Annotated in this window: 10 protein-coding genes; 5 read left to right on the forward strand and 5 right to left on the reverse strand. The window is 48.3% G+C overall.

Annotated elements, in window-relative coordinates; all coding sequences use genetic code 11:
• Positions 1–123: 123 nt before the first annotated feature.
• Positions 124–1,515 carry a group II intron reverse transcriptase/maturase gene (gene ltrA, locus AM231_RS22480; protein ID WP_082341794.1) on the forward strand — a complete coding sequence of 464 codons (1,392 nt, stop codon included), beginning with the start codon at positions 124–126 and terminating at the stop codon, positions 1,513–1,515.
• Positions 1,516–2,321: 806 nt separating this feature from the next.
• Positions 2,322–3,428 carry a GIY-YIG nuclease family protein gene (locus AM231_RS22490; protein ID WP_054404606.1) on the forward strand — a complete coding sequence of 369 codons (1,107 nt, stop codon included), beginning with the start codon at positions 2,322–2,324 and terminating at the stop codon, positions 3,426–3,428.
• A 174-nt stretch (positions 3,429–3,602) separates the two neighbouring features.
• Here the strand turns inward: AM231_RS22490 and AM231_RS22495 are convergent, their stop codons facing one another.
• From AM231_RS22495 to AM231_RS22515, 5 genes are all read right to left on the reverse strand, one after another.
• The gene (locus AM231_RS22495; RefSeq protein WP_054404607.1) at positions 3,603–3,884 is read right to left on the reverse strand and encodes a hypothetical protein; all 282 of its coding nucleotides are present in this window, start codon (positions 3,882–3,884) and stop codon (positions 3,603–3,605) included.
• Positions 3,885–3,911: 27 nt separating this feature from the next.
• Positions 3,912–4,421: a hypothetical protein gene (locus AM231_RS22500; protein WP_054404608.1), complete on the reverse strand. Its 510-nt coding sequence runs from the start codon at positions 4,419–4,421 to the stop codon at positions 3,912–3,914.
• A 25-nt stretch (positions 4,422–4,446) separates the two neighbouring features.
• On the reverse strand, positions 4,447–5,409 hold the full coding sequence (locus AM231_RS22505; protein ID WP_054404609.1) for a phosphotransferase enzyme family protein: 963 nt from the start codon (positions 5,407–5,409) through the stop codon (positions 4,447–4,449).
• A 203-nt stretch (positions 5,410–5,612) separates the two neighbouring features.
• Positions 5,613–6,290 (reverse strand): beta-phosphoglucomutase, encoded by a 678-nt coding sequence (pgmB, locus tag AM231_RS22510; protein ID WP_054404610.1) that lies wholly within the window; start codon positions 6,288–6,290, stop codon positions 5,613–5,615.
• 44 nt (positions 6,291–6,334) lie between these two features.
• Positions 6,335–8,623, reverse strand: coding sequence for a glycoside hydrolase family 65 protein (locus AM231_RS22515; protein ID WP_054404611.1), 2,289 nt, complete (start codon positions 8,621–8,623; stop codon positions 6,335–6,337).
• Between the two features lie 111 nt (positions 8,624–8,734).
• Between AM231_RS22515 and AM231_RS22520 the strand changes: the two genes are divergently transcribed.
• The 3 genes from AM231_RS22520 to AM231_RS22530 are packed head-to-tail and all read left to right on the forward strand — an operon-like array spanning position 8,735 to position 12,894.
• The gene (locus tag AM231_RS22520) at positions 8,735–9,487 is read left to right on the forward strand and encodes a helix-turn-helix transcriptional regulator (protein ID WP_054404612.1); all 753 of its coding nucleotides are present in this window, start codon (positions 8,735–8,737) and stop codon (positions 9,485–9,487) included.
• A gap of 43 nt (positions 9,488–9,530) precedes the next feature.
• Positions 9,531–11,333 (forward strand): sensor histidine kinase, encoded by a 1,803-nt coding sequence (locus AM231_RS22525; protein WP_054404613.1) that lies wholly within the window; start codon positions 9,531–9,533, stop codon positions 11,331–11,333.
• A gap of 7 nt (positions 11,334–11,340) precedes the next feature.
• On the forward strand, positions 11,341–12,894 hold the full coding sequence (locus AM231_RS22530; RefSeq protein WP_054404614.1) for a response regulator transcription factor: 1,554 nt from the start codon (positions 11,341–11,343) through the stop codon (positions 12,892–12,894).
• Positions 12,895–12,983 lie beyond the last annotated feature (89 nt).

Consider the following 12,983-nt stretch of genomic DNA (forward strand, 5'->3'; position numbering starts at 1 on the left):
AAGTCACTTCGTAACCGTAACCGAGAGGTTACGCTGAACCCGCAGGAGTCAGCAGAAGCCATAGTACGGGAGTACGGGACGCCGGAAACCGGAAGGGCTGAACCGAAAGGAGAGAGGAAACCGATGCGTTCGCATGAAGAGCAACGACAGCAGAATATCTCGGAAGAGAGCTTACGGCAAAGAGAAGCGGTGAAGCCGTCAGGGTATGCCGGAGTGCCGAGTTCTTCGTCGGCACAAGTCGCCATTTCCTCTCGCGAAGCACAGAATGACTTGTTGGAACGAATGCTCGAAGGCGGTAATCTTCGACTTGCCTACAAACGAGTGGTTCAAAACGGAGGAGCCCCCGGTGTGGACAGTGTAACAGTAGATGAGCTACAAGCTTACCTGAAAACACACTGGGGGACGGTGGAAACCGAACTTCTGACGGGAGCTTACAGACCTGCGCCAGTCAAACGGGTGGAAATCCCCAAACCCGGAGGCGGAGTGCGGCTGCTGGGAATCCCGACCGTGATGGACCGTTTTCTCCAACAAGCACTTCTGCAAGTGATGAATCCGATCTTGGATGCGACCTTTTCCTGGTACAGTTATGGTTTTAGACCGGGAAAGCGAGCGCAAGATGCGGTAAAGCAAGCTCAGCGCTATATCCAAAGCGGTTTGAGATGGGTCGTGGATATGGACTTGGAAAAGTTCTTTGACCGGGTGAACCATGACATCCTCATGGCTAGAGTGGCAAGGAAGGTAACAGATAAGCGCGTCCTGAAACTGATCCGCGCCTATTTGAACGCTGGAGTCATGGAGGGTGGAGTTTGCCAGAAGACAGAGGAAGGAACGCCGCAAGGCGGCCCGTTAAGTCCGCTTCTGGCGAACATCCTGCTGGATGATCTGGATAAAGAACTTACCCAGCGTGGACTGCGATTCGTTCGCTACGCGGACGACTGCCATATCTTTGTCGCAAGCAAGCGAGCAGGGGAACGTGTACTGAAATCGATAACTCACTTTGTAGAAGGAAAGTTGAAACTGAAAGTAAATCGGGACAAAAGCGCAGTGGATAGGCCGTGGAACCGGAGACTTCTTGGTTTTAGCTTCCTGTCGAACAGACAGGCAACGATTCGCCTGGCCCCAAAGACGATCTCCCGGTTTAAGGAGAAAGTCCGAGAACTAACGAATCGTAGTCGGTCCATATCGATGGAAGAGCGAATCTCCCGATTGAACCGATACCTGATGGGCTGGATGGGCTATTTCGGGACAGCTTCTGCCAAGAGGCACTGCGAGAGATTCGACCAGTGGATTCGCAGAAGACTTCGAATGTGCTTGTGGAAACAATGGAAACGAGTGCGGACGCGTCTGCGCGAACTACGGGCCCTTGGCGTACCGGACTGGGCAGCTTTCAAGATGGCAAATTCCCGCCGAGGTGCCTGGGAAATGTCTCGGAACACAAATAACGCCCTTCCAACTTCTTATTGGGAAGCGAAAGGGCTGAAAAGTTTACTTTCTCGTTATCTGGAGCTTTGTTAACCTTTTGGAACCGCCGTATGCGGACCCGCATGTACGGTGGTGTGTGAGGACGGGGGTTAGCCGCCCCCTCCTACTCGATTTTTGGGATAGTCTAAAACATAAGATCCGGATGCAAGCCTTGATAGTGATGGACTGCTCTGTTGTGGCCGATTCCGTTTGCGGAATTTATATGTCTGCGTTCTATAACATATAAACACGGCATTCATCGTACCAAGTACATAGTCGCCTTCACACACTGCATGTTTTTGCTATAATTTAGGAGGTGGCATCAACAAAAGTAGGGTCGTTTTGAGCGGATGACCACGATTTAAGCGAGTGTTCAGATAAGAAATATGCTCGCCGCCCTGTGTAATTTTTTTCGTTGGTGGTGAATCTCTGATCATTACGAGCATAATAAGGGAGGGGACTGATACATCATGTTTTTATCTAATGTCGTTGGTTTAGATGTGCTGATAGTTATGTTACTTTTACTAATAGTCAATTATTTAATCATTTATTTAATTGTAAGCGAAGGAATTAAAAATTCCGGTTTGAAGTCGGACATAATTACATTAAGAAATGAAGTGGAAACTTTGAAGAAATTATTAGATGAAGGTTCAAGTAAGTCACCTTAGAATATAGATGGGTAATTCAATCCTATACAAGAAGACGTTAATAGAGGCTGTTTCCCTAATAGAAGCATCACATTCAACGAGCTGGATCAGCCGGTGATTGTGGTGCTTTTTGGTGTGCATATGATATCTTTGAATTGAACGGAACGGAAAACGCCATGTTTGGTAGATTCGTTGAGAGGATCGACAGTTAAAATGAAAACAAAAATACAAGAGCTGCCGCTGTCGCCGGGCGTATATCTTATGAAAGACTCGCGGGGAACGGTCATTTATGTCGGCAAATCCAAAAGTCTTAAGAAGAGAGTGCAGTCGTATTTTTACAACAATAAATCGCACTCCCCAAAAGTGAAAAGACTGGTACAGCATGTTAAAGATCTGGAATATATCGTCACCGACACGGAGTTTGAGGCGTTCATGCTGGAATGCAGGCTCATTCAGGATATAAAGCCCATGTATAACCGTAAGATGAAAAATCCGCTAGGTTATCAATATATTGTATTACAGCAAAAGCGAGATTGGCGGTGGCTGGAAATTACAGACACACTGGATGAAGGCGCTCCCGATCGGTCTCATTTTTTCGGTCCATATACGGCCAGCAGAAGTAGTCTTGAACATGCAGTACAAAAGGTTAAGGAATGCTGTAACATTGCCTGCAATCATACACCTGCCGCTTCTACGGCAAATACACCCTGCTTGAATTATTCGATAGGCCTCTGTCTTGGCAAATGTCTTGGTGGCGACGCCGCTCGTCAATTTGATGAGGTCATGGATCGATTCATTGCGCTGCTTCAAGGGGACGACCGAAGTTTATATGATCAAATGGAGCGCAGCATGCTAGACGCCGCAGAGCGTTTCGATTTTGAACAGGCTGCTAAATACAGGGACGGCATGAATGCAGTGAACTTGCTCTTAAGTAAACGGCATGTAATCGAGTTCGCCGAAGAGAATCACAGCATCGTTGTCTACGAACATTTAAACGAAGATACCATCAAGTTATTTCTGATTAAGGGGAATGTTGTGCTGCACAGCGAGCGATGCTCTGTGGCTTCTACCGTGGACATTGATTCGCTGAGGCGGAGGGTCAAAGCCTTGATTCTTAGCTATTTCACGAGGGACATGGAATGCGATGCTGCCGAGGTTACCCGGGAAGATATCGATGCTGCGCAAATCATCTACAGCTATTTGCAGAGCAGCGCCTGCCGCTATCTTGTCATTCAGGATTCATGGACCGAAGATGACGGGGAGCCTGATATGGAGGCTGCACTGAGGGAATTTCTGAATAATGATGTGGTGTCATCTTAATTGAAGGTTCCGAAAAATAAGGTAATACCAGGTTAGATATCATCCCAAAGAGACGTTTCCGAATGATCAAGGGACGTCTCTTTTTGTGTCTTGTTTATCTACGAATTCCAGGCGGAGAAATCAGCGGTGCCTGCTGGACAGCATCATAGCAATCAGGAAACGGTCTTGTTCACCCTAAATCCCCATAAAAATCGTACCCAAAAACATGTACAGGAAAATCGAGAAGAATGCAAGCGCGTTCATGAATATCAAGGCGACATCTAACTTTGAACCGGTTTTCTTCACAGATATAACAGAAGCGATACACCCTATCGGAGGCAGTACGTATGTGGAAGCTAGACCATATCCGTCAAAGGGGGAACCGTAATGCAGAAAAAAGCCATCTATGATTACCAGTACAACAGTGATTACAAAAGCTACAAGAGCGATAGTGCGCCCAATATGGATCTTCTCCATGTTAGAACCTCCATTCACCTCGGTACCTTAACCACTATCGAAAAATCGCCCCATCGGCATATCCCTCGTAAACGTAATTCCCCAATATTTATATTTCACTTCAATCTGCCGGATCGGCGTATCGTTATATAGACGAACGCCGTAATTGAGCGGAATGCGAGCGTCCTGATCGAGCGCAGCTCTCTTCTCATCTGGCGTGAGCTCAGGCTTCAGCGGCTGCTCCCGAATATCCACGAATTCGATATTGGGATCTTCATCAAGGCCGCCACCGCCGACCAAATGCAGGGAATAACTGACGCCTAGCTCAGCTCGGGTCGGCTTCTTGCCCTCGTTCACCCGCACTTCCAGCAGTTCTACATCGGTGAAGCCTTCATTGATCGCCTCAAAGATGATGGTGTTTTCGCCCGTATAGGAAGTAAACCCACCCACCTTAATGGGAGTCGGACGAAGGAACAGCAGATATAGAATGATGGCCGAGAGCAGGATTCCCAGTCCCAAATAGCCGAATCGGTGGATATATGTAGATTTTGGTTTCATAGCAAAGTATTCTTCCTTCTTAATATTAAATAGACAGCGTTACAACGGATTTGCCTGCCTCAATATCAGCTTTCATCCCTAAGAGATAATTCCGGGTGCGCTTGTTCATCTCATCCCAATTGACGAATTTGGTGAAGTAGACAAAGGAATAAATATGGCGAAAGTCGATGAATAACGGTATCCGCTGGATCCATTCCTCGCTTAGCGTGTTCTCCTGTAGATAGCCGGATAAGAATGAATCGAAGAATCGGGCAACAAATTCAGCTTTACCGCTTTCAGGTATGGTCTGTATCGCATGATAAATGGCAATGGCAATATCGTAGGCGAACCAATGGTATGAGATATCCCCGAAATCGAAAAAGATAATCTCCCCATTATGTACATGAAAATTATTATGATGAAGATCATTGTGGACAATGCCGTAGCCTTCCTGATCTTGTGGGAGGGATTCCAATTCCTTAAGATACTGCTTCCACTGAGTATGTACCTGTTCACCAGCCGCCTCCGGGAACGCATCGGTAAACATGACATGGTCATTCCACTGAGGAAAGGCCATTCGGTGCACAAGCGAAGCAGCGTTGGAATCCTTTTTGCCGAGTTTGTGCATACGGCCCATCCCGCGTCCCCACTGTTTGATCATAGCAAAATCCGCTGCCAAATCCGTTAACGGACTGCCGGGAGCCTTTGTAAAAGCAATGACATAATATTGCTTGGAATCGTGAGTTACCTCTTCAATCAGAAGATCCTGAGCGGATCGAATCGACTCCGCCAAGTTCAGCCCCTGCTCGGTAAGATAGGCCATCCACGTTAGCTCGCGGATGATCGAGGCTTTGCGATATTTGGACGCGTCCAAGAATTTAATCACGAAGCGGTGCCCGTCTTCGCCGACGTATTCAAATACATTCTGATCGAATCCTCCGAGCAATTGCAGCGAGTACGAACCTCGGCCGAAACGTTCGGCCCCTAGATCCAAGACAGCCTGTTCCATGGAAAGTCCCCTTTACAGTATTCTCGGTATGTCCGTCTGTCCTTCACACCGGATAAGTTGTTTGTAACAATACTAACCACAGTCTACCGAAGATGGCGAACGGTTGCAAAAAAAGAGGAGGGTCAGGGACAATGCGGCTGCATCAATCCCCGATCCTCCTACCATACGAAAAAGGATGCTCCCTTAAGAGCACCCTTTTACTTCTATTTACCTTCGAACGTCTGCGCCAGCTCACGGAAATTCAGCTCAGCCGTGCTCGACAGCACGATATCCGCATGCGGGAAGTGCGCCGCATTGCCGATGGCCACGGCGAACATGCCGGCACCCTTGATGGCATCAACGCCCGATGCGGCATCTTCAACACCAATGCAGTCGGCAGGCTCTACGCCGAGCTGTGCGGCAGCAGTCAGGAAGATCTCCGGGTCGGGCTTGCTGTTCTTCAGCTTGTTTACATCGACTATCACGTCGAAATGGTCCATAACGCCAAGCCGTGTAAGCACCGCAATGGCGTTCTTGCTGGCGGACGCAATGCCGGTCTTCAGGCCGGTCGACCGGATGTCTGCCACAAATTCCGTGATCCCTGGCAGCAGGTCGGCTGGCGTAATCGTTTCGATCAGCTCGACATACAGCTTGTTTTTGCGATCAGCCAGCTGTACCAGCTCTTCATCCGAATAGTTGACGGGCTTCTCTGCTTGACTAAGCAGCAGTTTCAGAGAATCCATGCGGGATACTCCCTTGAGGTTCTCATTGAATTCACGGGTGAATGGGATGCCGAGCTCGGTTGCCGTGGCTTTCCATGCCTGATAATGATACTCCGCAGTATCCGTAATGACGCCGTCCAGGTCAAAGATAACGGCCTTCAGCTTGCGTGTTTCGTTCATGTTCTTATGGCTCCTTTTTGTGATATCAGACAGCCTAAGCCTTATTATTTGCCCTGAAGCGAATGCTTCACGGACTTCCCGGATTCAAGCATAACTACTTCGTTGTACAGCTTGATCTCGATGGAATCGCCTTCTACGATCTCCAAGGTCACGCCGTCCTTCTCGATGGATACGCCGATGAGGCGGCCGCGGAAGTTGAGGCGGAACGCATACTTCTCCCAGTCCTTCGGAATGGCAGGGGAGAGGGAGAGTCCACTTTCCTTCAGACGCATGCCGGCAAATCCGTAGACGATCGACATCCAAGTGCCGCCCATGTTGGCCATATGCAGGCCGTCCTTCGTGTTGCCATGCGTATTGTCGAGGTCGAGGCGAGCTGTCTCGATGAAATACTCATACGCTTTGTCCATATTGCCAATCTTCGAAGCCATGATGCTGAAGATGCAGGAGGACAGGGAAGAGTCATGCGTTGTAATGCCTTCATAGTAGTCATAGGAACGCTGAATCGTTTCATAGCTCTGCTCGTCTTCCAGCAGGAAGTGAGCGAGCACCGTATCCGCTTGTTTACACACCTGATAACGGTAGATGGTGAGCGGATGGTAATTCAGCAGCAGCGGGTATTTATCCTCCGGTGTGTTGTCGAAGTCCCATACCGCTTTGCGGAGGAACGTATCGTCCTGTGGGTTAATGCCAAGTGCTTTATCATACGGTAGCAGCATGGCATCCGCCGCTTTCGCCCAAGCTGAGATTTCATCCGAGGTTACGCCAAGCCGGTCACACAGGGTTTTGAAGCCTTGGGCATCGTAGGATTCCAGAATGGAACAGCTCTTGGCAGCCCACTTCAGGTTATGCTTTGCCATGACGTTCGTGTAATAGTTGTTGTTCACGCAGCAAGTATATTCATCTGGCCCCGTCACCTCATCGATATGGAAGGCGCCATTATAATAGTGGCCGATGTCGGCCCACAGGCGGGCGGTTTCGATCAACACCTCGGCACCATAGGACAAGAGGAAATCCCGATCCTGCTCAGCGAGATAATATTGAATATAGCTATAAGCGATATCGGCACTGATATGATATTGAGCCGTCCCCGACGGGAAGAAGGAGGAGCATTCCGTCCCCGAGATCGTGCGCCACGGGAACAGGGCGCCTTGGCGGTGTCCCATTTCACGTGCTCGGTCTCTCGCCTGCTCCAATGTGGAATAGCGATACAGCAGCAGCTGGCGTGCAATGTCCGGCTGTGTCATCAGAAATACAGGGAACATGTAAATCTCCGTATCCCAGAAATAATGGCCTTCATAGCCTTCACCGCTCAGTCCTTTGGCAGAAATGTTGCTGTGCTTGTCACGGCCCGCAGATTGCAGCAGCTGGAATAGATTGAAACGGATACCTTCCTGGAGCTGGTCATCGTCCTGAATTACGACATCGGCAGATTTCCAGTAGTCGTTCAGGTACTCAGCCTGCTCGGCAAGCAAATCCTCGAAAGAAAGCTCCTTCAACTCCTCTTGCAGTTGGATGCCGCGATCGATCATATTCTGACCGTGACGAAGACTGTCGGTATACAGATTGTATTTCGTAAACTCGATTGGTCCGGTCAATGGAAGAGTCGCTGTGAACGTGACTTCTCCGTTTCCGGCCTCGAGCTGAATGTCGGCATTAACATCCAAGCGGTGACGGGTTACGCAAGCCGCACACAGCTGGGAAGCCATCGTCTCGTCAACGACATAGGCATCATTGCCCTTCACGCCGGCATCGATGACGGTCATCCGTTCTGCGTGTCCTGCTCCTACCCGTGGATCATTGGCATTGGTGTAGTTCTTCACTTTGCCGTTCACGGTGGAGACGATGCGAACCTGGCCGTTGAAATTGATCGGCTCTATTCGTACATGGATGGCAAAGAGCTCCCGGCGCACGAAAGACACCAGGCGGCGGAAGGTCAGCTTGATCTCTTTGCCTTCGGGTGATTTCCACTGAACGATTCGTTCGGAATACCCTTTGTCCATATGCAATCGGCGTTTATGCGAAGTGATCGTTCCGTGATCCAAGCGGAAGGGCTTTTTCTCATCGCCTAAATAGATCAGGACCGTTTGGGCATCTATATTATTAACGAGTTTTTGCTGTGTATCGGGAAAGGCGAAGAGCTTCTCGCCGTATGGGATTTCAATGACGTCGTGGAAAGCGTTCAGGTAGGTACCGCGAATGGTGGACATGCTTTCTCCGTAACCTTCTTCGAAGTTGCCGCGCACACCCAAGTAACCGTTTCCGAGTGCAAAAATACTTTCCATATTCAACAAAGCTTGCTGCGACAAATCAGGATTTGATATCATCCAGGTCATGGTCTACACTTCCTTCCTAGCATGGTTATGCTTGAATTTTAGAACCAATCGGGGTTATGTTATACTAAAATAACAAGGTTTTTATCAATATTTTTAGGTGGTGTGTAAATAATGAAAGAGCCCATACGCTCGGGAAGCCATGGAAACCAACCGTTTTACCTGTCTTCCCGCATGCATTATTTGCGCGAGAATTTTATCCATCCCCCGTTTGACTATGAGCACGAACTGCTGGAAGCGATCCGTTTCGGCGATGAGAATAGAGCGATGGACATGCTGCGCAAGATTAACGAGCTGGAAGCGGCTGTGCTTGCGACGTATCCGCTGCGATCGAAGAAGAACGCCTTGATTGCTTCTTGCACTTTATTTACCCGGGCGATCATCAGGGGCGGCGTGGATCCGGAAATTGCCTTTCATTTAAGTGATACGCTAATTCTTGAGATTGAGAAAATGACCGATGTAGAGCGGCTGGTCCATTTTGAATATGAAATGCTGGTACAGTTTGTGTCGATGATTCGCTCCGAGAAGGAAGACGTGTCTTTCTCTCATATCGTGAATCTGGCGATCTATTACATTAGGGAGCATATTTTTGAGGAGCTGACCTTGCAGGGAGTTGCTGAATATTTGAAGGTCCACCCGAGTTATCTGTCCGATCGGTTTAAGCGGGAGACGGGTGAGGCGATAACCACTTTTATCAATCGGCGGAAAATTGAGGAATCCAAGCATTTACTGGCCAATACGAATCAATCAATATCCGAAATCGCGTTTACGTTCAAGTTCTGCAGCCAGAGTTATTATACGCAAGTATTCAAGAATTTTACGGGAATGACGCCAAGGCAATTTCGAATCAGCGGAACAGCGCGATAAAGACAAGATCACATAACGAACAACAAGAAGAGAGACGCGGCCCATGAAGAAACTAAAACAGAAGATGCTTCACTTAAGTCTGGAGAAGAAACTGATCGTGGCATTCTCCGCCTTCATCATCGTTCCCCTCCTTCTGATCGGCGGTATCGTATCCTGGGTATACGTGGAGAATAACCGGAGTACGATGATTGAAGCCGCGGTGGAGAATAACAAGCAAATTATTAAGAATATCGATACCTCCCTTCAGCCGCTTTCACGGCTGTCCATGTTCCCGATTCAGGATGCAACGGTATACCCGATCATGCGCAAGGACTACAGCAAGGTGGCCTATCCATTGCTTGAGCGGGGTCAGGATTTCGATAAAGTGAATGGCTTAATTCAGAGCGGGGTCATGCTTTATTCGGACTTGATTGACTCCGTTGTTATCTATCACGAGAACAGCCAGTCGATCATTGGCCGAAGCAACAGGGAATACATGAACTTTTTTTATTTCAAGGAGCAGTTTACCCGTGAGCCTTTCGTTCAAAAGATTAGAGAAGCTTATGGACGCCTAGTTCCTGTAGGGATTCATCAGGAGCGGCTGCTGTCAACGAAGGGCATCCCGGTCGTGTCTGTTGGAAGGGCGATTATGGATCCGTATACGAAAGAGGATCTTGGTTTCATTCTCTTTAACATTTCGGTTGATAAGCTGAAGACATTATGGAGTGACACGGCATTTTCAGAGAATACGAAATTCTATCTGATCGATGAAGCGGATCATATTGTGCACAGTGTCCATCCTGAGGAAATTGGGCGGCCGGCGTCTGAGGTATTGGGGAGTGATATTCAATATAGTGCAGACGGCCAAGTGAACACGCAGATCAATCGGGATACCTATATGATTTCATCTTCCTCTTCGATGGCGAATTGGAAGGCGGTGACGGTCATTCCCAAGAAGGATCTGTTCTCGATCGTTTACCTGATGGTGTCCATCCTGATCGGTGCATTGATTCTGCTGCTCGTGCTGTCCATCCTGATATCTGCCCGCATTGCGACTACGATCATGAAGCCGCTGTCCGTGCTGAATAGTAAAATGAAGCTTGTCTCTCAAGGTCAGCTTGACGTCAGCTTCGATACGAAGGATCAAGGCGAAATCGGCGTGATCAGCAATACGGTGGATCAGATGCTGCAAGAAATTCGTGATTTAATTGAACGTATCTATGTCGAGGAAGAGGAGAAACGAACCCTCGAGATGAATGCGCTGCAGTCGCAGATTCGTCCGCATTTTATATATAACACGCTGAATGTGATCAAATGGATGGCCAAGATTCAGGGGGCAACGGGCATTGAAGAAGCGCTGCAGGCCTTCTCTTCGGTTATCAAGTTTACGGTGAAGAAGGAAGGCGACTTCGTGACCATTGCCGAAGAAGTCGAATTCATGGAGAACTATACGAAAATTCTCGATTTCCGCTATTTTAATAAATTTGATGTCACGTACGAGATCGATCCTGCCGTAATGAATCATAGGACCCTGAAGTTTCTGCTTCAGCCCCTTGTGGAGAATGCGGTCTTCCATGGTTTTGAAGGGATCGATTACAAGGGTATCCTGGTCATATCCATTTATGAGGAGTCGGATGCGCTGATCATGAAAGTAAGCGACAACGGGCGCGGGTTTCCGGAGGGTGGACCAGCGAAGACGGAGCAGGACGGACCGCAGGATGCCTTCAATTCGATCGGATTGAACAATATACGTAACCGTATATCCCTTCATTTCGGACCGGAATACGGCTTATGGATCCAGAGGGGAGAGTTCGGCGGAACGGTGGCCTGGCTCCGGGTTCCAATCATCACAGAAGAAACAGGGTGATCAGCAAGTGCGAATACTTATAGTAGATGACGAGCCCCTTGTTCGGATCGGGATCAAATCGGCGATTGACTGGGAAGCCCAGGGCGTGGAGATTGTGGGTGAAGCGGGTGATGGGGAAGAAGCGCTGCGCATGATAGCGGAGACTTATCCGGACGTCGTGCTGCTGGATATTAAAATGCCGAAGATGGACGGGCTCGAGGTGCTCCGGACGATCAAGGACCGGCAGATTCCGGTTCAAACGGTCGTGTTAAGCAGCTTCGATGATATTGCCTACGTGAAGGAAGCGTTGAAGCTGGGTGCAGTTGATTATTTCCACAAACCTGACATGAACGAACGCGAGCTGACAGCGATGCTGAAGAGTATCCGGGAACATTTTGGAAGCCAGGGAGCTTCCGCCCGTATAGGAACTGGAACAGTCGGCAATCGGAGAGAACAGATTCTATATGATGCCCTTCACGGTCATGTCCATGACCTGTCTGAAACAAGTTTAAAGGAAGGGAATATGTATGTTTTACTTTTTAAAATCAAGAATTATCACACGGTCATCAAAAGGTATACCAAAGAAACCGAGTCGATCCTGCCGAATACGGTGCAGAATATTGTAAGCGAGATTCTTTCCACAGAGAAGGAGGCTGAATATCTTCAGCTTGACGAGCAGCTCAGTGCCGTATTTATAAGTAATAGTGAGCTGAAAAGCCTACTGGCCTCTTTGACCCGCGTGAATAAAATAGTTCAGATGATCAGTGCGGCGCTGAAGCGCTTTGTGAACATCGATATTGTCCTTGGCGTCAGTGACTGGTTTGCCGATTTTGAAGGCATTCGGGCAGGCTATGAGCAAGCGGGTAAAGCGTTATCCCATCAATTCTATCACCCGGATACATCCATATTTTATTATCAGCATCTGAAACAGAAGGGTGAGCAGGTTTATAAACAGGCGGATGCCTACTTAAGCCAGATGAAGGCGGCGCTCAGGGAAGAAGCGAATGACTTGTTCATGGAACTGCTGTCCAAGTGGGAGAAGTTTCTGGAGCAAGAAGAATGCATGGAAGAGAAGGATGTCCGCAAGGTGTATGAAGGTCTGCTGTTTATGATTGGAGAGAGCGGAGATTCACCGGGCGGGGCCGTATCCGAAAATGCAGCTGTCTTTGGGGAGATTCATGATTTTGGGCAGTTGTCAGCTATGTACCGGCTCATGTTCAAGGAACGTATTAAGACTCGCAGCCAAGTGGAGCTTAAAGGATACAGCCAGCTCACGCGCAATATTATGGAATATACGGAAGAGCACTACTCGGAGAGTCTCTCGTTGAAATTGTTCGGGGAGCTGTTTCATGTCAGTCCGAATTATGTCAGCCGGTTGTTTAAGCAAGAGGTCGGGCAAGGACTGTTTGATTATATTAATCAGCGCCGGATCGAGAAAGCGAAGGTGCTTCTCAAGGACTACCGCCACAAAATTTATGACGTTGCCGAGATGGTGGGGTTCAATAATCAGGCCCATTTTGCGATTGTATTTCAGAAGTACACGGGCTTTACTCCTAAACAGTATAGGAAAGAAGAAGTGTGATTTTAGATAAAAAAGTGTGATATTTCATAAAAATAATCTTGCAGTGCAAGATATGGATAAAAAAATAGTCAATTTTAAAAAATTAATCA

Source organism: Paenibacillus solani (assembly GCF_001277345.1).
Taxonomy (GTDB): Bacteria; Bacillota; Bacilli; order Paenibacillales; family Paenibacillaceae; genus Paenibacillus_AQ; species Paenibacillus_AQ solani.